General features: G+C 71.0%; 20 protein-coding genes and 1 other RNA gene. 4 read left to right on the top strand and 17 right to left on the bottom strand.

What is annotated here, in order from left to right:
* Window positions 1–274: 274 nt before the first annotated feature.
* The 4 genes from ACIA8X_RS07570 to ACIA8X_RS07585 form a co-directional block, all read right to left on the bottom strand.
* Complete coding sequence (locus tag ACIA8X_RS07570; RefSeq protein WP_393457177.1) at window positions 275–2,683, bottom strand: HelD family protein; 2,409 nt, start codon at window positions 2,681–2,683, stop codon at window positions 275–277.
* A gap of 69 nt (window positions 2,684–2,752) precedes the next feature.
* Window positions 2,753–3,577 carry an anti-sigma factor family protein gene (locus ACIA8X_RS07575; RefSeq protein WP_393457174.1) on the bottom strand — a complete coding sequence of 275 codons (825 nt, stop codon included), beginning with the start codon at window positions 3,575–3,577 and terminating at the stop codon, window positions 2,753–2,755.
* Entirely contained in the window at window positions 3,577–4,098 is a 522-nt protein-coding gene (locus ACIA8X_RS07580) for a sigma-70 family RNA polymerase sigma factor (protein WP_010039908.1), read from the bottom strand. Before ACIA8X_RS07580 ends, ACIA8X_RS07575 begins: the two co-directional genes overlap by 1 nt.
* A gap of 319 nt (window positions 4,099–4,417) precedes the next feature.
* Complete coding sequence (locus ACIA8X_RS07585; protein WP_393457171.1) at window positions 4,418–5,014, bottom strand: CGNR zinc finger domain-containing protein; 597 nt, start codon at window positions 5,012–5,014, stop codon at window positions 4,418–4,420.
* A gap of 206 nt (window positions 5,015–5,220) precedes the next feature.
* On the opposite strand from ACIA8X_RS07585, the gene ACIA8X_RS07590 reads away from it, so the two are divergent.
* Complete coding sequence (locus ACIA8X_RS07590; RefSeq protein ID WP_399457955.1) at window positions 5,221–5,733, top strand: DUF1772 domain-containing protein; 513 nt, start codon at window positions 5,221–5,223, stop codon at window positions 5,731–5,733.
* Between the two features lie 108 nt (window positions 5,734–5,841).
* Here ACIA8X_RS07590 and ACIA8X_RS07595 read toward each other — a convergent pair whose 3' ends face one another.
* From ACIA8X_RS07595 to ACIA8X_RS07625, 7 genes are all read right to left on the bottom strand, one after another.
* Complete coding sequence (locus ACIA8X_RS07595) at window positions 5,842–6,993, bottom strand: uroporphyrinogen-III synthase (RefSeq protein WP_393457162.1); 1,152 nt, start codon at window positions 6,991–6,993, stop codon at window positions 5,842–5,844.
* A 152-nt stretch (window positions 6,994–7,145) separates the two neighbouring features.
* The gene (locus ACIA8X_RS07600; RefSeq protein ID WP_393457159.1) at window positions 7,146–8,528 is read right to left on the bottom strand and encodes a nitrate/nitrite transporter; all 1,383 of its coding nucleotides are present in this window, start codon (window positions 8,526–8,528) and stop codon (window positions 7,146–7,148) included.
* A gap of 221 nt (window positions 8,529–8,749) precedes the next feature.
* Window positions 8,750–9,811, bottom strand: a complete 1,062-nt coding sequence (locus ACIA8X_RS07605) for a hypothetical protein (protein ID WP_393457156.1) — start codon at window positions 9,809–9,811, stop codon at window positions 8,750–8,752.
* Window positions 9,812–9,948: 137 nt separating this feature from the next.
* Window positions 9,949–11,160 (bottom strand): acyltransferase, encoded by a 1,212-nt coding sequence (locus ACIA8X_RS07610; protein WP_393457153.1) that lies wholly within the window; start codon window positions 11,158–11,160, stop codon window positions 9,949–9,951.
* A complete protein-coding gene (locus ACIA8X_RS07615) occupies window positions 11,157–13,355 on the bottom strand; it encodes a bifunctional polysaccharide deacetylase/glycosyltransferase family 2 protein (RefSeq protein WP_399457956.1) in 2,199 nt (732 codons plus the stop codon). The genes ACIA8X_RS07610 and ACIA8X_RS07615 overlap by 4 nt, the downstream gene beginning before the upstream one ends.
* Window positions 13,355–14,275 (bottom strand): hypothetical protein, encoded by a 921-nt coding sequence (locus ACIA8X_RS07620; protein ID WP_393457147.1) that lies wholly within the window; start codon window positions 14,273–14,275, stop codon window positions 13,355–13,357. The genes ACIA8X_RS07615 and ACIA8X_RS07620 overlap by 1 nt, the downstream gene beginning before the upstream one ends.
* Before the next feature lie 365 nt (window positions 14,276–14,640).
* Window positions 14,641–15,612: a LysR family transcriptional regulator gene (locus ACIA8X_RS07625; RefSeq protein ID WP_393457144.1), complete on the bottom strand. Its 972-nt coding sequence runs from the start codon at window positions 15,610–15,612 to the stop codon at window positions 14,641–14,643.
* 83 nt (window positions 15,613–15,695) lie between these two features.
* Here ACIA8X_RS07625 and ACIA8X_RS07630 point away from each other — a divergent pair, with 83 nt between their 5' ends.
* Window positions 15,696–17,021 (top strand): MFS transporter, encoded by a 1,326-nt coding sequence (locus tag ACIA8X_RS07630; RefSeq protein ID WP_399457957.1) that lies wholly within the window; start codon window positions 15,696–15,698, stop codon window positions 17,019–17,021.
* Here ACIA8X_RS07630 and ACIA8X_RS07635 read toward each other — a convergent pair.
* Window positions 17,018–18,391, bottom strand: coding sequence for a cytochrome P450 (locus ACIA8X_RS07635; protein WP_399457958.1), 1,374 nt, complete (start codon window positions 18,389–18,391; stop codon window positions 17,018–17,020). The two genes, ACIA8X_RS07630 and ACIA8X_RS07635, sit on opposite strands and share 4 nt — an antisense overlap.
* A gap of 203 nt (window positions 18,392–18,594) precedes the next feature.
* Here ACIA8X_RS07635 and yicI point away from each other — a divergent pair, with 203 nt between their 5' ends.
* On the top strand, window positions 18,595–20,847 hold the full coding sequence (gene yicI / locus ACIA8X_RS07640) for an alpha-xylosidase (protein ID WP_399457959.1): 2,253 nt from the start codon (window positions 18,595–18,597) through the stop codon (window positions 20,845–20,847).
* Window positions 20,847–21,857 carry a LacI family DNA-binding transcriptional regulator gene (locus ACIA8X_RS07645; RefSeq protein WP_393457132.1) on the top strand — a complete coding sequence of 337 codons (1,011 nt, stop codon included), beginning with the start codon at window positions 20,847–20,849 and terminating at the stop codon, window positions 21,855–21,857. The genes yicI and ACIA8X_RS07645 overlap by 1 nt, the downstream gene beginning before the upstream one ends.
* 9 nt (window positions 21,858–21,866) lie before the next feature.
* Here the strand turns inward: ACIA8X_RS07645 and ACIA8X_RS07650 are convergent, their stop codons facing one another.
* The 5 genes from ACIA8X_RS07650 to ACIA8X_RS07670 all read right to left on the bottom strand — a co-directional run bounded on the left by ACIA8X_RS07650 (window position 21,867) and on the right by ACIA8X_RS07670 (window position 26,285).
* Window positions 21,867–22,865, bottom strand: a complete 999-nt coding sequence (locus ACIA8X_RS07650; protein ID WP_393457129.1) for an alpha/beta hydrolase family esterase — start codon at window positions 22,863–22,865, stop codon at window positions 21,867–21,869.
* 105 nt (window positions 22,866–22,970) lie between these two features.
* A complete protein-coding gene (locus ACIA8X_RS07655; RefSeq protein ID WP_393457126.1) occupies window positions 22,971–23,900 on the bottom strand; it encodes a DUF4232 domain-containing protein in 930 nt (309 codons plus the stop codon).
* A gap of 117 nt (window positions 23,901–24,017) precedes the next feature.
* Window positions 24,018–24,404, bottom strand: a transfer-messenger RNA (tmRNA) gene (gene ssrA / locus ACIA8X_RS07660).
* A gap of 92 nt (window positions 24,405–24,496) precedes the next feature.
* Window positions 24,497–25,039 carry an SsrA-binding protein SmpB gene (gene smpB / locus ACIA8X_RS07665; RefSeq protein WP_093910904.1) on the bottom strand — a complete coding sequence of 181 codons (543 nt, stop codon included), beginning with the start codon at window positions 25,037–25,039 and terminating at the stop codon, window positions 24,497–24,499.
* Window positions 25,040–25,118: 79 nt separating this feature from the next.
* A complete protein-coding gene (locus ACIA8X_RS07670; protein WP_393457123.1) occupies window positions 25,119–26,285 on the bottom strand; it encodes a S41 family peptidase in 1,167 nt (388 codons plus the stop codon).
* Window positions 26,286–26,293 lie beyond the last annotated feature (8 nt).

Below are 26,293 nucleotides of genomic sequence, written 5' to 3' on the forward strand. Positions count from 1 at the left end.
CGTCCGATCGTCGCACCTACCGCTGAGTAGGAGTTAGCCGGGCGTGGATTGCGAACGTATTGTTCGCCACGTCTTCCCATGAAAAGAGACCCACGTCACATCGTGACGTGGGTCTCTTCAACGTTCATGACACCGACCCGCCATGCTCGCCTCGCGGCAAGTGGTCGCTCGTAGCGACGAAGGTTGGGCCCGGGGGCTTGGATCGAGCCGGTGCCACACCCAGGCTAACAAACCGATCCCGTAAGGCCATTCCCGTACCGGTAGTTCATCCGGATCAATCTCGAAGGAGGTCGGGCACCCCGGTCGTGTCCGGCTCGTCCCGCTCCGCCGACACCACCGTCAGCTGCTGGGTTGCCCGGGTCAGCGCGACGTACAGCACGCGCAGTCCGGCCGGCGACTCGTCCGCGATCTCGGCCGGGGAGACGACGACCGTCGCGTCGTACTCCAGGCCCTTCGCCTCCAGGCTGCCGAGCGCCACGACCCGGTCGCCGAGCCCGGCCAGCCACTTGGCCGCCTCCTCGCGCCGCTGCATGGCGACGACGACGCCGACCGTGCCGTCGACGCGGTCCAGCAGCCGAGCGGCTTCTTCGCGGACGGTCTGCGCGAGGGAGTCGCGTACGACGGTGAAGCGGGGCTGTACGCCGGTGGAGCGGACCGCCGACGGTGACGTGGAGCCCGGCATGGCGAGGGCCAGTACCTTCGCGGCCAGCTCGGCGATCTCCGCCGGGTTGCGGTAGTTCACGGTGAGCTGGAAGCGGCGGCGCGGGCGGGTGCCGAGGGCCTCGTCGCGGGCCTCGGCCGCCTCGTCCACGTCGGACCAGGACGACTGGGCCGGGTCGCCGACGACCGTCCATGTCGCGTGCCGGCCCCGGCGCCCCAGCATCCGCCACTGCATCGGCGTGACGTCCTGGGCCTCGTCCACGATGACGTGGGCGTACTCGACGCGCTCCGCCGCCAGCCGCTCGGCGCGCTCGCGCTGTGACTCCTCGCGGACCGGCATCAGCTCCTCAAGGCCGGTGAGCTGGTCGAGCGGGTCCAGCTCGCGCTTCTTGCGCGGGCGGGCCGGGGTGCCGAGGATCGACTGGAGCTCGTCGAGCATGGCGATGTCGTGCACGGAGAGGCCGTCCCGCTTGAGGGAGCGGGCCACCTTGCGGACCTCGCCGGGGTTGAGGATCCGGCGGGCCCAGCGGCCGAGGCGGCGCTCGTCGGCCATCGCCTCCAGGACCGCCTTCGGGGTGATCTCCGGCCACCAGGCGTCGAGGAAGGCGAGGAAGCTGTCCTCCGAGGTCACGTCCTCGTCGAAGGAGGAGCGCAGCTCGGCGGCCAGTTCCGGGTCGGTGTGGCGGGAGGCGCCGCCCGACTGCGACCACAGGGCGTCGAGCAGCAGCTTGCGGGCGCGCGGGCGCAGCAGGTTCACGGGGGCCGTGCCGCCGAGGGCGTTCCGGCGGATACGTTCCAGCGCGTCGGCCTCCAGCTCCAGGCGGCGCCCGAAGGCGACCACGCGCAGCCGGGTGGGCGGTCCGGCGGGGGTCCGCGCGGGTGCGTCGGAGCCGGCGTCGTCTTCGCCGAAGGCGAGCTGCCCCGTGCGCTTCGCCCCCGCGTCACCGGCGGCGGGCCGGCCGGAAGCGCCCCCGCCTCCCGGGCCCAGCTCCAGCACGCCCCGCGCCGCCTTCCGCAGCACCTTGAGCATGCGGTAGGAGCCCTTGGCGCGGGCCACGGCCGGGGAGTCGTACAGCGTGGCCTCGGCGCCGTCGACGAGGGAGCCGATCGCGCGGATGGCGACCTGGCCCTCCTCGCCGAGCGACGGGAGCACGCCTTCGGTGTACGCCACCAGCAGCGGGGTCGGCGAGACGATCAGGATGCCGCCGGAGTACCGGCGCCGGTCCTGGTAGAGCAGGTAGGCGGCGCGGTGCAGGGCGACGGCGGTCTTGCCTGTGCCGGGGCCGCCCTCGACATACGTCACCGAGGCGGCTGGGGCGCGGATGACCAGGTCCTGCTCGGCCTGGATGGACGCCACGATGTCCCGCATGGTGTGGCTGCGGGCCTGGCCGAGGGCGGCCATGAGGGCGCCGTCGCCGATGACCGGCAGCTCGTTGCCGCCGAGGGACGCCTTGAGCTCGGGGCGCATGAGGTCGTCCTCGACGCCCAGCACGCGGCGCCCCTTGGAGCGGATGACCCGGCGCCGTACGACCCGCCCCGGATCGACCGGGGTGGAGCGGTAGAAGGGCGCCGCGGCCGGGGCCCGCCAGTCGATGACCAGCGGGGCGTAGTCGTGGTCGAGCACACCGATACGGCCGATGTGCAGGGTCTCGGCGATGTCGGCGGTGTTGTCCTCGCGGACCGCGCCCTCGGCGGGTTCGACCGCGGTGTACGCGCCGTCCGGCCCCTTCTTGCCGTCCCTGCCGAGCAGCAGGTCGATACGGCCGAAGAGGAAGTCCTCGAACTCGTTGTTGAGCCGGTTGAGGTGGACGCCGGCCCGGAAGACCTGCGCGTCCCGCTCGGCGAGCGCGCCGGGCGTGCCGACCTGGCCGCGCTTGGCCGCGTCGTTCATCAGGAACTCGGCCTCGTGGATCTTCTCCTCAAGGCGTCGGTACACCCGGTCCAGGTGTTCTTGTTCGACGCCGATCTCTCGATCTCGCAGGGAGTCTTCGAGCGCGGTTTCCTGTGGAGCCTGAGCGGCCACCGGGCCCCCTTCTGACGTGCTGGGCAGCCGTCAACCGTACGCGAAGGGGACCCGGAAAAGCTACGGCGACTACACGTCTACCTCGACGAGCTTGTCCCCGTCCTGCTCCACGACCTCGAACTTCTCGATCTGATCCGGGCTCGGCGCGGCGCCGCCGCCGATGTACAGGGGCTGCTTGGACTGCTCGGTCTTGCCGTCGGGGAGGCCGTAGCCCCACTTGCCGACGGACCAGGAGGAGACGGTCCAGCGCTCGCCGTTGGTGCCGACGGCGATCAGGGAGCACTTGAGCGGGCCCTTGACGCCCTTGAGTTCGAGGAAGGCCGAGGTGCCCCAGTCCTTCTCCGCCATGGCGACGGTCGCGCTGACGCCGGTCGTGGCGTCCTTGCCCGACACCTTGGTGTCCATGGAGTCGAAGATCTCCTTGGCGGAGCTCGACAGGACCTGCGGCTGGTCGCCGCCTCCGGACTCACCACCGCCGGCGGCCATCGCGGCGAACGGACCGCCGACGATCAGCGCGGCCGACGCGGCCACCATGTAGAAGCTGCGCCGGCGCTTCTGGGCGCGGCGCTCGGCGACCTCGTCGACGAGCTTGTTGACCAGCCGCGGGCTGGGCTTCGCCGACAGGGACTCGCCGATGGCGGGCGAACCGGAACCGGGCAGGTCCGCGAGCGCGGCCAGCATCGGCTCCATTCCGGCCAGCTCGTCCAGCTGCTGGGCGCACCATTCGCAGGTCGCGAGGTGCGCCTCGAAAGCGGTTGCCTCGGCGTCGTCGAGAATCCCGAGGGCGTAGGCGCCGACGGTCTCGTGCTCGCTCGGAACCGGATGTCCCTGCATGGGTCCAGACATACCCGAACCGCCCATCCCGAATCCCTGGTTTCCCCCGTAAACACTCATCACGCCGTCACCCCCCGCTCCTCCAGAGCAAGCTTCATCGACCGCAGGGCATAGAAGACCCTGGAGCGGACGGTGCCGCTGGGTATGCCCAGCGTTTCGGCCGCCTCGTTGACCGTACGCCCCTTGAAGTACGTCTCGACGAGCACCTCCCGGTGGGCGGGGGTCAGGTCGTCGAGTGCGTCCGACAGCGTCATCAGCCACAGCGCCTTGTCGATCTCGTCCTCCGCGGGGATGACCTCCAGCGGCGACGGATCGACCTCCTGCGGCCGGGCCTGCCGGCTGCGGTGGCCGTCGATGACGATGCGCCTCGCGACCGTCACCAGCCAGGGGCGTACCGATCCGGTCGCTCGATTGAGCTGCCCGGCGTTCTTCCAGGCACGGATGAGCGTCTCCTGCACGACGTCCTCTGCTCGTTGCCGATCACCGGCGACCAGTCGAAGGACATACGCAAGGAGGGGTCCGGCGTGCTCTCTGTACAGCGCACGCATCAGCTCCTCATCTGGTTCCGAGGGCTGGGACATGCGATGTCGGGCCCTCGATCCACGTTCATTGGCCACGACGGAATCCTTGCGCACGCCCACCTCCGATGTCCGGGGGTTCCCCCAGTCGGTCGCTCGACTACCCGTACGGAAGGGGTCCGTTGAGCGTTCAAAGTGAGGCGACAGTTTTCTGCGGAGTGACGTGACGAGCGGGACATGGCAGCACATTCCCACCGTGCGATCTTTACATTTCCGTCACATCGGCAAGATCGAATCCAGGCTTCCCTACGGGTGCGTAGGTAAACGGCATGTAATCGAAATCACTTCGACAGCCGTTCCACAGAAGGCGCATAACGGACCATCAGGCTCGGGCGAGGGCGGCGCGACGACGGTGCCGGGCGACTCTTTCGCGGTTTCCGCAGACCTCACTGGAACACCAGCGCCTCCTGCGCCCCCGGGACGTATCGAGATAAACGATCGGGCAGTTGTCCCCCTCGCACTCCCTCAGCCCGGCCCGCGCGACCGGATCGGTGAGCAGCTCCAGGGCGTCCCTCGCGATTGCGCCGAGCAGCGCGGAGCACTCGGGCGGATGATCCAACTCCCGCACGAGGGTGCCGTCTTCACCGCGTACGGCACGGGGGGCCGGGGGCGCGGCAAGGGCGATGTCGTTGACCCGGGCGAGCGCGAGGTCGTACGACGGCCAGGGCTCGGGGTTGAGGCCGGCCCGCACCAACTGCCCGACAAGTCCGCGCAGTTCGCGGAAGGCGACCGGCCAGGAGGCGTCGGCGTGGGCGAGCGGGGTGTCCGGGGGGACCAGTCCCGCCCTCGCGATCCAGGCGCACAACACCTCGACGGAGTCGAACCGTTCCTCGGGGTGCGTGGTCGCGAGGAGATCCAGACAGATCCGTCCGGCGTCGAACCGCAGCTCGTACGCGTCCGTGGCCAAACCCAGTGCCATGTGCCTGTCACCGCCTAGAGGTCACCCCGGTCATCAGGGGTCGGTGAGGTGCCGTGAGGAGGGCTGGGGAACCGTTCCCCCTAACAGTGCCTGCCCGCTCGCGGAGCCGGAACCCCTCGTACCGGCCGTAGGCGCTGGACGATCGCGTATGGGGCTGCGCGTGACGGCCATGTTCGGACGCCGTGCGGGTCCGTTGACTGGAGGACATGACACGGAACAGCACACTGGTGGGAACCGTACTGGGCGCGGCCACGGTCGCCATGGGCCTGATCGCCGGGGCCTTCTACATCTTCGCCTGCGGGGTGATGCCGGGGCTGGCACGCAGCGACGACCGGGTGTACGTCGAGGTCATGCGGGACATGAACGACGCGTTCGAGAACCCGGTGTTCTTCCTGAGCTTCCTCGGGGCGCTGGTGCTGACGGGTGTGTCGGCGTGGCAGGCGCGCGGGGAGCCGTACCGGGGGTGGGTGTGGGCGGCAGCGACGGCGTACGCGCTCGCCTTCTTCGTCACCGTCGCCTTCAACATCCCGCTGAACGAAGGCCTGAAGGGGGCCGGTGATCCGGCGGCCCTGCGGGAGGAGTTCGAGGGTCCGTGGCTGGCCTGGAACGCGCTGCGGGCGGTGCTGGCGACGGTGGCGGTGGGGTGTTTGGGGAGGGCGCTGGTGGATTACGGCCGCTCTCGGCGCCGGTCAAGCACTCTCAGCCCGTCCGGCGTTTGAGGACGAGGCCCTTTCGGGGCCGACGGGGGTCCAGGGGGCGGAGCCCCCTGGCGGGGCCGAAGGGGCAGAGCCCCTGGAGGATGGGACGGGTAGGGGCGGCGGGGGCGATCAGACGTCCGCGTACTTGGTGTCCGCCGCCGGATCCAACGCCAGCCGATACCCCCGCTTCACCACCGTCTGGATCAACTTCGGCGCCCCCAGAGCCGTCCGCAGCCGAGCCATCGCCGTCTCCACCGCGTGCTCATCGCGGCCGGCGCCCGGCAGCGCCCGCAGCAGATCCGCCCGGGCCACCACCCACCCCGGCCGTCGGGACAGGGCCCGCAGCAGGGACATCCCCGCAGGCGGCACGGGCCGCAGCGCCCCGTCGACCAGGACCGCATGCCCGCGGATCTCCACCTGGTGCCCGGCGATCGGCAACGACCGGGCCCGGCCGGGCAGCTCCTGGCACAGCAGCTGGACCAGCGGCCCGAGCCGGAAGCGCTCGGGCTGGACCGTGTCGACGCCGTGGGCCTGCAACGGCAGCGCGGTGACCGGCCCGACGCAGGCCGGAAGGACGTCGTGGTGGAGGGCGGCGAGCAGCTCCGGCAGCAGCCCGCGCTCCTCGGCCCTGGACAGCAGGGACGCGGCGGCGGGTGCGCTGGTGAAGGTCAGGGCGTCCAGGCCGCGGGAGACCGTGGCGTCCAGCAGACGGTCGACCGGGCCGATGTCCTCCGGCGGCAGCCACCGGTAGACCGGCACCCCGAGCACCTCCGCTCCCGCGGCCCTGAGCGCCTCCACGAATCCGGGCAGCGGCTCACCGTGCAGCTGGATGGCGATACGGCGCCCGTCCACGCCCTCCTCCAGCAGCCGGTCCAGCACCTCGGCCATGGACTCGCTGGACGGCGACCACTCCTCGGTCAGCCCGGCGGCCCGTACCGCGCCCTTGACCTTGGGGCCGCGTGCGAGCAGCTCGACGCCGCGCAGCCGTTCCAGCAGGTCCTCGCCCAGTCCCCACCCGTCGGCGGCCTCGATCCAGCCCCGGAAGCCGATCGCGGTCGTGGCGACCACGATGTCCGGCGTCCGCTGGATGATCTCCTTGGTGGCGGCGAGCAGCTCGCTGTCGTCGGCGAGCGGCACGATGCGCAGGGCAGGGGCGTGCAGGACGGCGGCGCCGCGCCGCTGGAGCAAGACGCCGAGCTCATCGGCACGGCGCGCGGCGGTCACCCCCACGGTGAATCCCGCTAGCGGCCCGTGTTCCGGTTGCTGCTGTTCGTCGTACATATCTCTCGTCCCGCTAGAGATGTGGTGCGTGCGCCAGGCGGTCGCACCGTGGGAGTTCCTGACTTCACCCAGGGTGGTTACACCTGCATGCCGATCGAGCCTGTCAACGGTGCGTGACAGGCTCGGTTCGGCTACATGTCGGCAGTGTTACGTCACACCTCGGCGTAGCTGAGCTGCGGCTTTGCCTCGGTCGACGATGTGGCGTGGGTCTCGGAGGCGGCCGGACGGCGAAGGTATACGGCCCAGGTGACCGCGAAGCAGACCCCGTAGAAGGCGAGGAAGGCGACGAAGGCGCCGGTGCCGGAGCCCACGGTGAGGAAGGACTGGCGGAAGGCGAGGTTGATGCCGAGCCCGCCGAGCGCGCCCACCGCGCCGATGAGGCCCATGGAGGCGCCGGAGAGCCGGCGGCCGTAGGCGGCGGCCTCGTCACCCTCCAGCCCCTTGGCGAGGGCCTTCGCGTGGAAGATGCCGGGGATCATCTTGTACGTCGAGCCGTTGCCGACGCCGGTCAGCACGAACAGGGCGATGAACGCGGTGGTGAACAGCGGCAGCGACTTCTGCATCGAGGCCACGATGATGACCGCGGTCGCGACGCCCATGCCGACGAAGTTCCACAGCGTGATCTTCGCGCCGCCGAACCGGTCGGCGAGCGAGCCGCCGACGGGGCGGATCAGGGAGCCGAGCAGGGGGCCGATGAAGGTGACGTAGGCGGCCTGGAGCGGCGTACGGCCGAACTGGGTCTGCAGGACGAGACCGAAGGCGAAGCTGTACCCGATGAAGGAGCCGAAGGTACCGATGTAGAGGAAGGACATGATCCAGGTGTGGGCCTCCTTCACGGCGTCCTTGGCGGCGCCCGTGTCGTTCTTCACGGACGAGATGCTGTCCATCTTGAACCACGCGAGGGCGGCGGCGATCACGATGAGCGGGATGTAGATCCCGAGCAGGAGTCGCGGGCCGCCGCTGGCGCCGATCACCGCGAGACCCACGAGCTGCACCACCGGTACACCGATGTTGCCGCCGCCGGCGTTCAGACCGAGCGCCCAGCCCTTCTTGCGGAGGGGGAAGAAGGCGTTGATGTTGGTCATGCTGGAGGCGAAGTTTCCGCCACCGACGCCGGCCAGCATCGCGCACAGCAGGAAGGTGGTGAACGACGTTCCCGGCTCCATCACGGCGAACGCGGCGACCGTCGGCACCAGCAGCAGGCTCGCCGAGACGACCGTCCACATCCGGCCACCGAAGACGGCGACGGCGAAGGTGTAGGGCACGCGGACGATGGCGCCGACCAGCGTGGCCATCGAGACGATGAAGAACTTGTCGGCGGGGGTGAGTCCGTACTCCGGCCCCATGAACAGCACCATCACGGACCACAGGGTCCAGATCGAGAACCCGATGTGCTCGGAGAGGACCGAGAAGAAGAGGTTGCGGCGGGCGACCTTCTCGCCGGTCTCGTTCCAGAAGGTCTCGTTCTCGGGGTCCCAGTGGTCGATCCAGCGGCCTCCCCTGCTCGCGGCGGGGGCTGTGCTAGGGGCTGTCATGACGCCTCCACGGTCTTCGGGGCTCGGTCGCGCTTTAGTGGCTGGTCCCGAAGGTAGGGAGGGCGCGTTTCCGGCCTGTGGCACCGAGTGACCGGAAGGGAACTTTGCTCTCACCCGGCGGGTAGGGCGGATGAGAGGTTGTGTTGGTCGTCCCTATATAAGGGTGAGATACAGGGGCGGAGAATTTAGAGGATATAGGGGACGAAGCGCACGCGGCCAGGTCAGCGCTGCGGGGGCTGCCAGTGGGGGTTCTGCTGGGGGTGGGGCGGCTGAGGCGGCTGGGGGTTCTGCTGCTGGGGGTAGGGCTGGGGCTGGCCGTACGGCGGCTGGGGCTGGGGCTGGCCGTACGGCTGCTGGGGCTGCTGCGGTGCGGCGTACGGGCCCTGGGGCTGGGGGGCGCCGTAAGGACCCGGCGCGGGCTGGTTGCCGTACGGGCCGGGGGCGGCGGGCTGCGCGGGGTAGGCACCAGGCGCGCCGGGCTGCGCGGGATACGCACCCGGCGCGGCGGGCTGAGCAGGGTACGAGCCAGGCGCCGCGGGCTGCGCGGGGTACGCACCCGGCGCCGCAGGCTGACCGTACGGCCCGGGACCCTGCTGCTGCCCGTAACCGCCCGGCGCCCCCGGGCCCGGGGCCTGGTTGCCGTAGGGACCGGCCGACCCGGCCGCGAACGGATTGCCGTGCCCGGGCAGCTGCCCGCCGGGCGGCAGATAGCGCACCCGTCCGGTCTCGTCGGTGATCGGCGCGAACCCGGCGGCCTGCAGCCGGGCGGCGAACTTGGCGTTGCGCTTGCGGTTGACGGCGAAACCGATGCCGACGACCGCCATGAAGAACACCCACACGATGACCGCCGTGAACCAGGCAGCGGCGTCCCCGCCCAGTCGCACCCCGAGGATTCCGGCGCCGACGGTGAGGCCGATGGCCCCGTAAGCCATCCGCTTCTCGGCGCTCTTGCCGGTGAGGTCGAAGTTGATGCGGGCCTTGAGGAGTTCGAAGGCGTCGGGCACCAGGGGCGGCACGGACACCCCGTCGCTCGCGTTCGGATACTGCGCCCAGTTCTGCCCGGCGCGGGCGCGGGCCTGAGGGCTGGGGTCGGGCGCGATCAGCATGACGAGCGCGTTGTTGCGCCCGGCGCTCTGCCGTACGTCCACGTACTCGTACCCGAACTGCTGGGCGATGAAGGCCAGCCTGGCGAGCTTCTTCACGGAGGCCAGGGGGCTGGTGAGCTCGACGGCCTCCCCGCTCGCCATCAACCGCAGCATCTTCTGCACTTGCCGCTTGCTCATCAGCGCCTGCTCCCCACCGACCACCGGGCCACTCGGCCCCTCGGGCCACCCCGTTCACTTGCGCAACCCGGTCAGTGTCACACGCGGGTCTGACAGTGCGGAACCTCGGCCGGTGGGGTTTACAGGATGTTGGCGGTTCAGCCCCTGGAACGCCGTGCCCTGCGGCCGGTGCGCCTCTTGGAACCGTCCGGCCACAGCTGCGGCCGCCGCTTCGCCGCCAGATCCTCCGCCCACCCGAACCACACGACACAGCTGCCGATGAGCACCCAGGTGAAGGCCAACACCGGCCACGGGCTCTCCAGCAGCCAGGAGAAGTGCATCCACATCACGTCGATGCCCCACAGCTGGTCCCACATCGTCGCGGCGATGAGGATGCAGATGTTGTGCCACAGGTAGATCGTCACCGCGCGGGAGTTGAGCAGGGTGATCACCCGGTCCCAGCGGCGCAGGCGGCGCGGCCACTCGGACCAGGAGGGGCTGAGGTGCAGCAGCAACATGACCGTGCCGAAGGACCACAGGGCCTGGGCCATGGGCATGCTGTCCAGGTCGTTGCCCTCGCCGAAGTCGTGGTTCAGGGCGTACCAGAGGCCGACCGCGGCGAAGATCGGGGCCACGGAGGGGACGACGTAGCGCGGGATGCGACGCAGGATGCCCTCCTGGTGCGCCATGCCGAGGATCCAGCAGGCGCCGAAGGTGCTGAAGTCCGTGAGCGCGGACGGGATGCGCTCGCCGGGGAGGGTGATGTAGCCGAAGTTGAACGCCGCCGACAGCGCCAGGGGTGCGAGGAGCGTCGCCAGTGGCATCGCGCGCAGCGCCTTCAGCAGGAACGGCGAGAGCAGGACGTACCAGAGGTAGGCGCGGATGTACCAGAGCGGTCCCGCGAGGTCGACGGCCCAGTTCTCGCCGAGGAAGCCGTGGATGCCGGGCAGGCCCTCGGCGTACGGCGGGTCGCTGAGCGGGACGATCCAGTAGGCCAGGTGGATCCACCACCAGCCGGGGTGGCCGTCGGCGTCCGGACCCCAGCCCTGGATCACCATGCCGGTGACCCCGACCACGCCCAGCAGCCACAGCGGGGGCAGGAGGCGGCGTATGCGGCTCCTGATGACCTGCACGGGCGGGCGCTTCAGGGAGCGGGCCATGAGGTTGCCGGCGAGGGCGAACATCACGCCCATGGAGGGGAAGACCAGGGGGAGCCAGGCCCAGCCCGTCAGGTGGTAGAGGACCACGCGGAAGAGGGCGAGGGCGCGCAGAAGGTCGAAGTAGCGGTCGCGGACCGGGGCCGGCCGGGCGGTCTGCTCGGGCTTCGCCGCGTCGGACGGCAGGGTGGGTGCGGTGGTGGGCGGGTTCATCGGACCGGCCTCTCGTCCATGGCCTGCCGGCGCTGCGTCGGTACGGTCGGCGGTGCCGACACCCCGCCCTTGCGCCGCAGCTTCTGCCAGCGAAGACGGCCGCCGGTGAGGGCCGTGATCCAGGACTGGAGCAGGACGACGTACATGAGCTGGCGGTAGAGGATCTGCTGGAGCGGGAGCGAGATCAGCGGGGTGAGGCGCTCGCGGTCCAGGACGAAGGCGTACGCCGCGCAGGCCGCCTGAATGGCGAGGACGCCGAACCAGGCCACGATCGTCTTCTCGGTGGGCCCGAAGACCAGGCCGTAGATGAGGAACACGTCGATCAAGGGGGCGAGGAGCGGGGCCAGGACCATGAACAACGACACCAGCGGCAGGCCCACCCTGCCGAAGCGGCCGGACGGGCCCCGCTCCACCAGGGCGCGGCGGTGCTTCCAGATCGCCTGCATGGTGCCGTACGACCACCGGTAGCGCTGCGACCACAGCTGCTGGACGGACTCGGGCGCCTCGGTCCAGGCCCGGGCCTTCTCGGCGTACACCACGCGCCAGCCGTCGCGGTGGAGCGCCATCGTGATGTCGGTGTCCTCGGCGAGGGTGTCGTCGCTCATGCCGCCGACCCGTTCCAGGGCCGAGCGGCGGAAGGCGCCGACCGCGCCCGGGATCGTCGGCATGCACTGCAGGACGTCGTACATACGGCGGTCCAGGTTGAAGCCCATCACGTACTCGATGTGCTGCCAGGCGCCGATGAGGGTGTCCTTGTTGCCGACCTTGGCGTTGCCCGCGACCGCGCCGACGCGCGGGTCGGCGAAGGGCTGGACGAGTTCGCGGACCGTGGCCGGTTCGAAGACCGTGTCGCCGTCCATCATCACGATCAGGTCGTAACGGGCGTTCGCCAGGCCCCGGTTGAGCGCGGCGGGCTTGCCCGCGTTGAGCTGGCGGATGACGCGGACGTTCGGCAGGCCCAGCCCCTCGACGATCCGGGCCGTGCCGTCGCTGGAGCCGTCGTCGATGACGATGATCTCGATGGGGTGGTCGCTGCGCATCAGCGACCGTACGGTGCTCTCGATGCACTTGGCCTCGTTGTACGCCGGGACCAGCACCGACGCCGGTTCGGTGACCGGCGCGTTCGGGCCCCAGACGAAGTCCCGGCGGCGGGTGCGGCGGGCGTGGAGTGCGGAGAGCAGCAGCATCAGGCCGAAGCGGCCGATGACGAGGAAGCCGATGGCGGCGAGGCCGACGACCAGGATCGCGGTGATGTTGTCGGAGGCGTCGACCAGGAAGACCCAGGCCTTGCCCTTCCACAGGTCGAGGCCGGTGACCTCGGTGTGCGCGCTGGGCGCGTCCAGGGCCTCGGTGAGGTTCTGGAACTCGTAGCCCCGGCTCTGGAGTTGGGGAATGAGCCGGTCCAGCGCCTGGACCGTCTGGTGCCGGTCGCCGCCGGAGTCGTGCATCAGGACGATCGCGCCCTTGCCGGGCTTGGGCGTGGAGTTGCGGATGATGGCCTCAACGCCCGGCTTGCGCCAGTCCTCGCTGTCCGTGTCGTTGACGATCGTGATGTAGCCGCGGCCGCCGATGTACTCGGTCACCGGCCAGGAGTTGTTGTCCATGTTCTCGGACTTGGACGAGTACGGCGGCCGGAACAGCGAGCTGCGGATGCCGACCGCGCCCGCGAGCGCGAGCTGGTTCTGGGACAGCTCCCAGTCGATGCGCTTCTTCGACTGGTAGGAGAGGTCGGGGTGGTTGAAGGTGTGCAGGCCGATCTCGTGCCCCTCGTCGACCATGCGCTGGACGAGATCCGGGTAGCGGGAGGCCATCGTGCCGGTGATGAAGAAGACCGCGTGCGCGTCGTTCCGCTTCAGGGCGTCCAGCACCTTCGGCGTCCACTCGGGGTCGGGGCCGTCGTCGAAGGTGAGGACGACGCTGTCGTCCGGCACGCGCAGCGTGTCGGCGCTGCCGTCGCGGGTGTCGATGACGGGGCCGCCCTTGAGGATCTCCTGCGGCACCTTGTCGTTGGCCGCGGCGGGCCGTACGCGGTAGTCGGCCAGGATCTCGCTGTGGACGTAGCCGCGCAGCATCAGCATCGCCATCAGGGCGACGAGGACGAGCGAGGGGAGCAGCAGGCGCATGGGCACGCGGCGGCGCCGGGAGCCGTCGGGGGCTCCCTTCGCGGGCCCGTGACGGCGGGTGCGGGATGCCATCAGAGGGTGTACTCCGGGGACGGGGCGGCGGGCGCGGGCGCGGAGGTGTCCGGCTCCTGCGCGATGGGGCTGGGGTCGCTCGGGCCGTTGGCGACCGTCCCGGTGGCGGGTTCGTCGGTGGTCGCGGGATCGGTCGGCTCCTCGGTGGGGCCGCCGTCGTCCGTCGGGCTCGGGTCGGGGTCGGGAGTGGTGGGCTCGGTCGTCGGCTCGGGGTCCGAAGTCGGGTTCGAGCCCGGGTTCGCGGTGGTCTTCGTCGGGCTCGGCTTCGGGTCGGCGGACGTGCCGGGGTCGGCGCTGGTGGACGCGCCCGGCGTGGTGGTGCCGTCGCCCGGGGACGGGGTCGTGTCGGTGCCGGCGGTCGGCGAGGTCCCCGGGGAGACGCTGCCGGTGGCGGAGGGCTGCGGTGCCGACTCGGCGGGCAGCGGCGGGGTGTCGACCTGGCCGGCCGGCTGCTCCTTGGGACGCTCCACGGGCAGCCAGGGCGCGTCGGAGTTGCCGGACAGCACGGTGGCGACGATGACCACGGCGTACACCGCGCAGGCCAGGCCCACGGCCATGCCGATACGGCGGTAGAGGCGGCTGCGCCGGCCCGACTCGTCGACGAACACCGGTCCGTCGGAGGCCTCCCCGCCACCCGGGGCGTCCTTGGCCGCGCGCAGCATGTTGTCCAGCTGGAGGCCGACGCCGTCGAGCTGGATGGTGACCTCGTGCGGGTCGTGGGTGGCGCCGGAGGTGCCGGTGGTACCACCGGAGTTGCCGGTGGAACCGGGCCGCGCGTCCGGGCGCGCGGGCTCCTCGGCGTCATCGGCCTCCGCCCACGGATCGCGGACCGCGGGCATCCGCGTCGTCTCACCGGCAGGCGGGTAGGCGCCGTTTCTGGAGGCCGAGGGCCGGTCGAAGGCCGACCAGCCGTCGAGCATCTCGGTCCGTCTCGTCCCTCTTGTGCCGCTTGCCCCCGTCTCGGACCGGGAGCGCGGGCCCCGACCAGGGACCTCGGTCTCCCCGGTCACCGGGAAGGCCTGGGTGGCCCGGGTGTCACCCGTCGAGCCCTCCGGGGAAGGACCGCCCCCGGATCCCGATGCGACCTCGGGCCACTCCGGTTGGGCGTCTTCTCGCCACTTCTTCACGCGCACGCACATCCCCCCACGGGACCGTTCTGGGTGCGCGCACGACCCTGAGCACCCGTCGCCGTACCGAGCCCCCACCCGGCCGAGCGCCCCCCATTACCACAAACGTGCTCAGGCCAAGAATGTAGCGCACGCGGAGGTTTTGTGTTTGCCGAGTGTCAGTTGTGGACGTTCATCGTGTCCAAATCGATGGCTGGAATCCATCCCCCGGCGGGGCGCCGCAGCCACCCCTCCTCGGCCGCGATCTGTGCCGCCGCCCGTCGAAGGGCGTCGAATGCGGGGTGCACCAGGCCCTTTCGCCACACCAGCGACACGGGTGACAGGGGCACGGGGTCGATCAAGGGGCGCTTCACCGCCCCGGGCATGGCCGGAAATTCGATGACGGCGAGGACGGGGGTCCGCATCTTGGCCATGATCCGCTGGAACTCCTCGGCGCCGACGGCGAGCGGCGCGGGCGCGGCGACCTCGATGCCCCGCCCGTCGAACAGCCGGTGCGCGAGGTCGGTCCACTCCGGGGTACGGGGGTTTCCGGCTCCGGCGTACACGGTCTCGCCGGCCAGCGCGGCCAGCGGCACCCGTTCAAGTTCGGCCAGCGGATGGCCCTCGGGCAGCAGGATCGCCATCGGCTCATAGCGCACCGGCTGGTGGTCGAGGCCCGCCCGCAGCGCCGGGTCCAGCCCCGCGAACCGCCCGAAGGAAGCGTCCAGCCGCCCGGCGACCAGCTCACCGGCGGCACCCGTCAGACCGCTCTCGTAGCGGGCCATCAGCTCGTGCTCGGGGGCGAGTTCGCGGGCCCGCCGCAGCACCCTGCGGCCGGTGGCCATGCCCGGCGAGTTCAGGTCCACCAGCAGGGGCCGGGCCTGGCCGAAGGCGGCGAGCAGGTCGTCCTGGGCCTGGAGGGCACGGCGGGCGAACGGCACCAGCCGCTCGCCGTCGGCCGTCAGCGTGACCTGCCGGGTCGTCCGCACGAACAGCTCGGCGCCCAGCTCCCGCTCCAGCCGCCGCACGTCCCGGCTGAGCGCCTGCTGGGCGACGTACAGCCGGGCGGCGGCCCGCGTGAAGTGCAGCTCCTGGGCCACTGCGAGGAAGGCGCGCAGGAGGCGGGGGTCGAGGTGAGCGGGAACGGACATGCCGCGAACTTACAACGAGGGTGCGTGAATCCGCGCCGAGCAGGTGTTGGACCCCTTGATCCACCGCGGGCGACGGTGGAGCCATGCCGCAACAGCCGTACGGAAATGCCCCGACGCCCACGAAAGCTCCGAGAACGCCCACGAAAACCCCGAGTCGCGTGCCCGGCCCCTACCGTCGGCTCTTCGCCCACCCCGGTGCCCGCGCCTTCACCGTCGGGAACCTCATCGCCCGGCTGCCCATGGGCATGTTCAGCGTGAGCGCGGTCGTGATGATCGCCGGGACGCGGGGGTCGTACGCCCTCGCCGGCGCCGTCACCGCGACCGGCCTCGCGGCGACCGCGCTGGTCGCCCCCTGGACCGCGCGGCTCGTCGACCGGTACGGCCAGGCGCGGGTCGCGGTGCCCGCCACGCTCCTCGCGGCACTGGGCAGCCTCGCGCTCCTGCTGTGCGTGCGCTACGACGCTCCCGCCTGGACCCTCTTCGCCGCGTACGCCGCCACCGCGACCACCCCCAACACCGGCGGCATGTCCCGCGCCCGCTGGGCGCACCTGCTGAAGGGCGACCCCGGGTCCCTGCACACCGCGAACTCCTTCGAGCAGGCCGCCGACGAACTGTGCTTCATGCTGGGCCCGGTGCTGGCGGCCTTCCTGTGCGGGACGTTCTTCCCGGAGGCGGGGACGCTGGTCGGCGTGGTGCTCCTGGTGACGGGCGTGCTGGTCTTCGCCGCCCAGCGGTCGACGGAGCCGCCGCCTCAAGGCCGTACGGCCGCCGCATCGGCACGGTCGCCGTTCCGCGCCCCCGGCATGCCGCCGCTGCTGGCCGTCTGCCTCGCCATGGGCGCGGTGTTCGGCTCGACGGAGGTCGTCACGATCGCGTTCGCGGACGCCGAGGGCCACCGCACGGCGGCGGGCGCGGTGCTCGCCCTCCAGGCGGCAGGTTCCTGCGCGGCGGGCCTGTGGTTCGGCCGGCTCAGCCCGTCCGGCCCCGCCGAGCGCTGCTACGCCTGGTGCATAGCGGCGATGACCGCCCTACTGACGCTGCCCCTGCTCGCCGCGTCCCTCACCGGCTCCCTCCTGCTGCTGTCCACCGCGCTGCTGATCTCCGGCATGGCCACCGCCCCAACCATGATCACCAACATGGCCCTGGTCCAACAGCGCACCCCGGAGGGCCGCCTCAACGAGGGCATGACGCTGGCGGTGACCGCGCTGCTGGGCGGCATCGCGTGCGGCAGCGCGACCGGAGGATGGGTGGTGGAGCACCTCTCGCCGACGGCGGCATACGGCGTCCCGATCACGGCGGCGGCCACGGCACTGCTCATCGCCCTAGCAGCAACCCCCTCAGGGGCGCGGGGAACTGCGCGACCAGCCACGACGGCGCCGCAGACAAAAAACGACCCACCGACCGCTTAGCCCCGCGGAGCGACCCGCGCCATCGCCGGCCCCTTCGCCATCAACGTGATCCCTGCCCCGACCGCCACCTCCCCCACCCCCACATCCTCGAACTCGAACTCCCGCAACAGCACCGCCAACCCGAGCACCGACTCCAGCATCGACAGGTGCTGCCCTATGCAGGCACGCGGTCCACCGCCGAAGGGAAACCAGGCATAACGCGGACGCCCCGCCTCCGCCTCCGGCGTGAAACGGGTGGGATCGAAACGCTCCGGGTCCGGCCAGTAACCGGGATGGCGCTGGGTGACCCAGGGGCTGACCAGCAGGTCCGCACCGGCAGGTATCCGTACGCCGTCCACCTCCGCGTCGGCGACCGAGCGGCGCCCGATCACGGGCGCGGACGGATACAGCCGCATCGCCTCCTTCAGCACCATCGTCAGATACGGCAGCGCCTCCATGTCCTCGGCCGTGGGCGCCCGTCCGCCGGGACCGCCGAGCACCCGGTCCACCTCGTCCCGCACGCGCCGCTGCTCCTCGGGGTGCCGGGCGAGGAGGTGCAGGGCGAAGGCCAGCGCGGTGGCGGTCGTCTCGTGGCCGGCCAACAGGAAGATCAGCACCTGCTCGCGGAGTTCGTCGGCGTCGAGACTGCCGTCCTCGGCGTTCTCGGCGTGCACGAGGAGGGTGACCAGGTCGTCGCGGTCGTCGCGGTCCCGGCGGCTGTCGATGATGCCGTCGCACAGCGCGCGCAGCTCCGCCTGGAGGCGTGCGGCGCGGCGGTTGGCGGGGGTGGGCCAGGTGCGGGGTGCCTTGACCGGCGAGAAGCCCCGCCTGAGCGAGTACTCCTGGAGCGGCGGCAGGGTGCGCTCGATCACCTCGAACGCCTTGTCCACGTCCGTCCCGAACAGGATCCGGCCGACGACGTGCAGCGCGAACCGGTGCATCTCACCCACCAGTTCCACGGTCTCGCCCGGCACCTCGCGCCACCCGGCGGCCAGCGCGACCGCCTCCTCGGCGACCTGGTGCGCGTAACCGTTCACCCGGCGCCGGGTGAACAACGGCTGCACGAGCCTGCGCTGGCGCAGGTACACGTCGTCCTGGCTGGTGAGCAGCCCGTTGCCGACCGACTGGCGCAGTTCCTCGTAGAACACGTTGTCCTTGCGGAAGTTGGCGGCCTGCGTCGCCAGCACCTGCTGTGCGCCCTCGGCGGAGAACACCGCGTAGATGTCGGACCGCAGCCCCGGCGGCCCGGCCCGGAAGCGCACCACGTCGCCATGGTCGCGGCGCGCCCGTAGGTACGCGGCGAGGGGATCGTTCAGCAGGTCGCTCATGGAGCCGAGTAAGGGATGCCCCGCCACGATCGGTGCCCGGGCGGTCGTCGTCGTCATGGTCATGGCTCCCCCATTCCCGCCCGAGCCATTGACGCACCCTGAGCCCACACATACCTTCGACAAGCGAGCAGTCGAAGCGCTTCGACGTAATCCGTCGAAACGATTCGACGAACGCAGTGGGCATCACCGCGGACGCAGTCGCGGTCGAAGTCGCAGGCGCAGTCGCAGTCGCAGTCGCAGTCGCAGTCGAGTTAAGGACCCCCCACATGAAGTTCACCGACGGCTACTGGCTGCTGCGCGAGGGCGTCACCGCGGCCCACCCCGCCGAAGTCCTCGACGTCACCGAGTCGGACGGCGCACTGGAGATCCACGCGCCGACCCGGCCCATCCGCACACGCGGCGACCTGATGACGGGACCGGTCATGACGATCAACGCCCACACCCCGATGCCCGACGTCATCGGCCTCACCCTCACCCACTTCGCGGGCGAGCAGCCCCGCGGCCCCGAGTTCGAGCTCGCCGAGTCGGAGGAGACCGCCCCGCAGATCTCGTACGACGACGAGCACGCGACCCTGACCTCCGGCGCGCTGTCGGTCCGGGTCGCCCGCACCGGCTCCTGGCAGGTCGAGTTCCTCGCCGGCGGCCGCACGCTCACCTCCAGCGGCCCCAAGAGCATGGGCATCATGCGGGACGCGACCGGGGCGCACTACCTGCGCGAACAGCTGAACCTCGGTGTCGGCACGTCCGTCTACGGCCTCGGCGAGCGCTTCGGGCCGCTGGTCAAGAACGGGCAGGTCGTCGACATCTGGCAGGCCGACGGCGGCACTTGCAGCGAGCAGGCCTACAAGAACGTGCCGTTCTTCCTGACCGACGCGGGCTACGGCGTCTTCGTCGACACCCCGGGCAAGGTCTCCTTCGAGGTCGCCTCGGAGGTGGTGTCCCGGGTGCAGTTCAGCGCGGAGGCCCAGGAGCTGACGTACTACGTCATCCACGGCCCGACCCCGAAGGACATCCTCCGCAAGTACACGGCGCTGACCGGCCGCCCGGCGCTGCCGCCCGCCTGGTCCTTCGGCCTGTGGCTGTCGACGTCCTTCACGACGTCGTACGACGAGGAGACGGTGACGTCCTTCGTGGACGGCATGCGGGAGCGCGAACTCCCCCTCTCCGTCTTCCACTTCGACTGCTTCTGGATGCGCGAGTTCAACTGGTGCGACTTCCAGTGGGACCCGCGCGTGTTCCCCGATCCGGAGGGCATGCTGGCCCGGCTGAAGGCGAAGGACCTGCGGGTCTGCGTCTGGATCAACCCGTACATAGCCCAGCGCTCGCCCCTGTTCGCGGAGGGCAAGGCGCTCGGGCACCTGCTTAAGCGGCCGGACGGCAGTGTCTGGCAGTGGGACCTGTGGCAGCCCGGCATGGCGCTGGTCGACTTCACCTCTCCGGCGGCCCGCGACTGGTACGCCGCCAAGCTGGAGGCGCTCCTCACCCAGGGCGTCGACTGCTTCAAGACCGACTTCGGCGAGCGGGTGCCCCTCGACGTGGCCTGGTCCGACGGCTCCGACCCGGAGCGGATGCACAACTACTACACGTACCTCTACAACCGCACCGTCTTCGACGTGCTGCGCAAGCACCGCGGCGAGGAGGAGGCGGTGCTCTTCGCCCGCTCGGCGACGACGGGTAGCCAGCAGTTCCCCGTCCACTGGGGCGGCGACTGCGAGGCGACGTACGAGTCGATGGCGGAATCGCTGCGCGGAGGCCTGTCGCTGGGCCTCTCGGGCTTCGGCTACTGGAGCCACGACATCGGCGGCTTCGAGGGCACCCCCACCCCCGCGCTGTTCAAGCGGTGGCTGGCGTTCGGCCTGCTGTCCTCGCACAGCCGGCTGCACGGCAGCTCGTCGTACCGCGTCCCCTGGCATTTCGACGAGGAATCAGTGGAGGTGGCACGGCAGTTCACCCAGCTGAAGCTGCGGCTCATGCCCTACCTCTACGAAGTCGCCCGCACCGCCCACACCGAGGGCGTGCCGATGATGCGGGCCATGGTGCTGGAGTTCCCGGACGATCCCGGGTGCGCGCATCTGGAGCGGCAGTACATGCTCGGCCCGGACCTGCTGGTGGCGCCCGTCTTCAGCGACGAGGGCGACGTGGCGTACTACGTCCCCGAGGGCACCTGGACCCACTACCTCAGCGGGGAGACGGTGACCGGTCCGCGCTGGGTGCGCGAGAGGCACGGCTTCGACAGCGTGCCGCTGCTGGTGCGGCCGGGTGCGGTGATCCCGGTGGGCGCGGTGGACGACCGGCCCGACTACGACCATGCCGACGGGGTCACGCTGCGGGCGTTCGGGCTGGAGCGGGGCGCGCAGGTGACGGTACGGGTCGGGGAGGTGACCTTCACGGTCGTCCGGGAGGGCGACACGCTGCGGGCCTCCTGCGGTGACCCGTCCGCGCCGTGGGGTCTGGCGGCCGGCGAGCGCGAGGCACGGGCCCAGGCGGGGACCGGGTTCCTGACGGTGGAGACGGCCTGATGGTGAAGATCACGGACGTGGCCCGGCACGCCGGGGTCTCCCCCAGCACGGTGTCGTACGCGCTCAGCGGCAAGCGCCCGATCTCCGAGGAGACCCGGCGCCGCGTCGAGGAGGCCGTCCGCCTGCTCGGCTACCGCCCGCACGCCGGCGCCCGCGCGCTGGCCGGCCGGCGGTCCAACGTGCTGGCGCTGGTGGTGCCGTTACGGGCCGGGATCAATGTGCCGGTGGTGATGCGGTTCGCGGTGTCGGTGGTGACGACGGCGCGACGGTACGACCATGACGTGCTGCTGCTCACCCAGGAGGAGGGCGAGGAGGGGCTGCGGCGGGTCGCGGACACGGCGCTGGTGGACGCGCTGATCGTGATGGACGTCCAGCTGCACGATCCCCGGCTGCCGCTGTTACGGGACCTGGACCGCCCGTCGGTGATGATCGGCTTCCCGGCCGACCCCGACGGACTGACCTGCATCGACCTCGACTTCAAGGCGGCGGGCGAGGCCTGCGTGGAGCATCTGGCGCGGCTCGGGCACCGGGTGGTGGCGCTGGTGGGCTCGCCGCCGGAGGTGTACGTACGGCAGACGGCCTTCGCCCAGCGGGTCGTCCAGGGCTTCACGGCCGCCGCGGACCGTGGGCGCCTGTCGTCCGCGGTGCACCCCTGCGAGGCGTCCCCGGCGGCTGCCCGCGCGGTCGCCGAACAACTGCTGCGCGAACAGCCCGCGTTGACGGGAGTGGTCGTCCACAACGAGGCGATCCTGGAGCCGCTGATCGACGCCTTCGAGCAGCTGGGACTGCGCGTCCCCACCGACCTGTCGATCACCGCGATCTGCCCCGACGAACTCGCCGAGTCCCTGCGCCTGCCGGTCACGTCGATCGCCCTGCCGTCCGCCGAGGTGGGGTCGCGGGCGGTGGAGCTGCTGATGCGGAAACTGGACGGCAAGGACGCACCGGAGGCGACCCTGCTGCCGCCGAGGATGACGGAACGGGCGAGTACGGCGCGGCGGGCCCTTGCGTGACACGGGAGTTCAGCCCGCGAGCCCCCAGGTCAGCCCCAGGCGGTGGGCGGCACACAGGTTCACATCGAGGATGTAGGCCCCGGCGGTCCCGCACTGCTCGGTGCCGCTGCCGGGGTCGACGGGCTGGCCGTGCCCCATGCCCGTGATGCTGTACGTCTCCGCCACGGCCTTCCCGGCCGGGTCACGGAAGACCTGGTGCGGGTGGCCGGCCACCGTGTCACTGACGTCGGCGGTCTGGTCGGCCCCCTGCACATCGGTCCACTGCTTCATCAGGTCGGTCATGTTGACGGGCTTGACGGTGTAGTCGGCGCTGCCCTGGAAGACGGTGAGCATGGGCCAGGGCCCGGTGTGGCCGGGGCGGGCGGCTCGCACCCGGTCGCCCCACTGCTTCGCCGTCTGCGTGGCGCCGACGTACATGCACACGTACGGCGACCCGGCGGCCTGCGCGCATCCGTACGGCAGCCCGGCGACGACCCCGCCGGCGGCGAACTTCTCCGGGTACGCGGCCATCATCACGGCGGTCATCCCGCCCCCGGCGGACAGCCCGGTGACATACACGCGCGACGCCTCACCGGAGACGTCGGCGATCTGCCGGTCGACCATCTGCGCGACGGACGCGGCCTCGCCCTGGCCGCGCGCGATGTCGCCGCTCTGGAACCAGTTGAAGCAGGACGAGGCGTTGTTGGCGGTCTGCTGCTGCGGCAGCACCACGGAGAAGCCCCAGCGGTCGGCCAGTTCGGTCCAGCCGCTGCCGGTGCCGTAGCCGGACGCGTTCTGCGTGCAGCCGTGCAGCGCGACGACCACGGGCCGGCCGGTGGGCAGCCCGTCGGGGACGTACCGGAACATCCGCAGCGCACCCGGGTTGGATCCGAACCCGGTGACTTCCTGAAGCGAGGCCGCCGCGGCTCGGCCCGGTGTGAGGAAGGCGGCGATCAGGGCGACGAGCAAGGTCGCCAGGAGAGCTGAACGGACAGGGATATGACGGCTTGCGGCTCTGGTCTGTGTCATGGGGAGGGACCGTAGAAGCGTGAACGACCCGTCGATATGGGGTCGGACACCACATCGGGCTCGTCCGCCATGTGAGGCAAGCGCGGGAGGGCGTGGCAGGGAGCCCTACGGCGTCGGCGTCGGCCGCTGCGTGGCCGGGCCGGCACCCCGGTACGTCTCGTCCTTCTTCCACGGCCCGACGCCGAGCTTCCCCGTCGTCCCGAGGTCCAGTTCCGGCACCACCATCACGGGGCTCGCACCCGCCTTCGCCCGCACGCGGACGTACGGCGCGTTCACCGGATCGCCGAACCCGGTGGTGTTCCGCCAGGCCAGCGTCGTCCGCGCGGCCTCGCCCGGCCGCAGAACGACGCGCTGCGGGCTGCCCTCGCCTCCGACGCCGGTGCTGATCCGATCGGTTCCGTGGAGGATCCGCACGCTGTCGGCCTTGTCGTGGTCCTCGTCGAAGAGTTCGAGCTCCGGGTAGCCGTTGAGCTCATAGGGCCGGGTCCCGCAGTTGACGAGATGCAGTCCGACGACGCGCAGGCCCATGGCGGCGTCGCCCTGGTCCGCGTAGACGTGCAGCCCGGACGCGGGGCAGGTCCCCGAGGCGGTCGACGCCTCGTCGACGGGAACGCTGCGCACCTTGACCACCTCGACGCCCGTCACATCGGCGTCCGGCCCGAGCGACTCCCCCATGCCGACGGTCTTCTTGACGGTCCGCCCCGGCCCGACCGACGCGACGGTCTGCTCCGCGTTGTCGACGTTGCCGCCGGACGCCGAGCGGAGGCCGAGGGTGACGGTGTAGGTGGCCGCTTCGGTCCCCTGGTTGGTGACCTCGAACTCGGCGGAGAAGTCCGCCCCGCACCTGTACAGGCCGGTGACCTTCACGCCCGCCTCGCCCGGACCGTCGAGCGAAGGCAGGGGCAGCGAAGTCGGCGTACCGGAACACGAAACACCGGCACCGACCGCGGGCTCCGAAGAACGCTCCGAACCGCACGCGGCGAGCAGTATTAAACCGGCGAGGACGCTGGGGACGGTACGGAAGGCGGTAGGCATCCGCCCAGTAGATCACCGCCCCCTGTCGGCCGTCATCCGGCATGACATAGGCCCCGCTGCTCGAAAGCAACGGGGCCTTTGCCCACATGGGGTCAGGGAGGTTCGAAAACCTCCCGATCGTGGAGATGGCGGGAATCGAACCCGCGTCCAACGGTGCAGAATCAGGGCTTCTCCGTGTGCAGTTCGCTGCGATTTTCTCGGCCCCGGCGATCACGCGAACAAGTCGCCGACGGGCCCAGTCACTGTTTGATTTCCCATCCGACCCCGTGACCGGGCCGGATGGTTTAGTTCCCTAGATTATGCCAGGGTCCGGGTCGGGAACACCCCCGGTCTGACACCCGTAAGGGCCTTCACTCACTGCTTATTAGGCAGCGAGGGCGAAGGCGCGGGAATCGCTCTTGGAATTGGCGATTATTGGTTGCGACATATGGTTAACGAGATCATTGCCGCTTCCTCGACACGCTTCCCCTGTTTCAACAGCCGCTGTCGAAACCGATCATCCCCATGTTGATTTTTCAAACTGCTACGCACCTACCGTGAGGTGCAGTGCCATCGTACGTGACCAACGCCCGCGGATGCCACCGTATTCCTGCGGGCTACGCCTCCCGCTGGCGCCGCTTCGCCGCCGCGATCGCCCGGTCCGACTCCCGCCGGTCCTGCTTCTCCCGCAGGGTCTGACGCTTGTCGTACTCCTTCTTGCCTCGCGCGAGGGCGATCTCGGCCTTCGCCCGGCCGTCCTTGAAGTACAGGGCGAGGGGCACGATCGTGTGCCCCGTCTCCTGGGCCTTGGCCTCCAGCTTGTCGATCTCCTCGCGGTGCAGGAGGAGCTTGCGCTTGCGGCGCGCGGAGTGGTTGGTCCAGCTGCCCTGGTGATACTCCGGGATGTGGGCGTTGTGCAGCCACGCCTCGCCCCCGTCGATCTGGACGAAGCCGTCGGTCAGCGAGGTCCGCCCCTCGCGCAGCGACTTGACCTCGGTGCCCATGAGCACCAGGCCGGCCTCGTAGGTGTCGATGATCGCGTAGTCGTGGCGGGCCTTCTTGTTCTGGGCGACGATCTTGCGCTTGCCGCCCTTCTCGCCGTCCCTGGACTTCGCGGCCGCCCCGCCCTGCTTGGGCTGGGACTCCTTCGGTACGTACATTCCCTTGCTCATAGTGCCGTCCATTTTCGCACTATGGAGGGGGTAGGCGGAAAGCCGATTTACGAGTGGGTACCAGTGGCTACGAGTCGCCGAGTCCGCTGAGGACCGTCGCGGCCCGCTCCAGGACGCCCCGGTCGGCGTCCAGGTCGGGCGTGATCCCCGCGCCGTCGACGGCCCGTCCGGAGGGGGTGCGGTAGTGGCCGACGGTCAGCTCGGCGACGGAGCCGTCGGGGAGGCGGCTCGGCATCTGGACCGAGCCCTTGCCGAAGGTGCGGCTGCCCACGACGACCGCGCGCCCGCGGTCCTGGAGCGCGCCGGTGAGCAGCTCGGCCGCGCTCATCGTGCCGCCGTCGACGACCGTGACCAGGGGCCGGGTCGTGTCGCCGCCGGGTTCGGCGTGCAGGGCACGCTGGTCGCCGTCGACGTCGTACGTCGCGACGAGGCCGCCGTCGAGGAAGGCGGAGGCGGCGGTGACGGCCTCGGTGACCAGGCCGCCTGAGTTGCCCCGCAGGTCGAGGACGATGCCGGAGGAGGCCGGGGACTGCCGTACGGCGGCGCGGACCGCGTCGCCGGAGCCCTTGGTGAAGGAGGCGATCCGGATGACGGTGATGCCGCCGGCGAGTTCTCGAACGGTGACCGAGTCGGTGGACAGCACGGCGCGGCGCAGCGTGAGGTCCCACTCGCGCGTGCCGCGCTCCAGCCCCACCTTCACCGCCGTACCGGCGGGCGCGTCCTTCGCGTCGCCCCTCAGTAAGGAGACGACCTCGGTGACCGGACGCCCGTCGACCTTCGCGCCGTCGACGCTGCGCAGCCGGTCGCCCGCGCGGATTCCGGCGGTGGCCGCGGGCGACCCCGCCCGCACCTTGGTCACCTCGATACGGCCGTCCCGCTCGCGTCGCGCCCAGAGGCCGACGCCGGTGTACTCGCCGTCGAGGGCCTCCTCGAACTCCTCGTACTCGCCCTCGGAGTAGACGGCGCCCCAGCGGTCCCCGCTGCGGCTGACCGCGCGCTCGGCGGCCTCCACGGGTGACTTGCCGGCCGCCATGGCCTCGGCGGCCACCTCGGCGATGTCCTCGTGCCGGACCGCGGAGGCGTCCGGGCGGGTTGCGCCGTCCGGGGACTTCCGGTCGGGGCCGGGCAGCGAGCCGGTCGCGGCGCCGGCGACGAGCACGCTCGCGAAGACCAATGTCAGGGCGGCCCCGCGGCCGAAGCGGCGGGGCTGACAGAACAGGTCACGACCTGACATGCCGGTGA

The organism is Streptomyces sp. NPDC051738, from assembly GCF_044453205.1.
GTDB lineage: Bacteria > Actinomycetota > Actinomycetes > Streptomycetales > Streptomycetaceae > Streptomyces.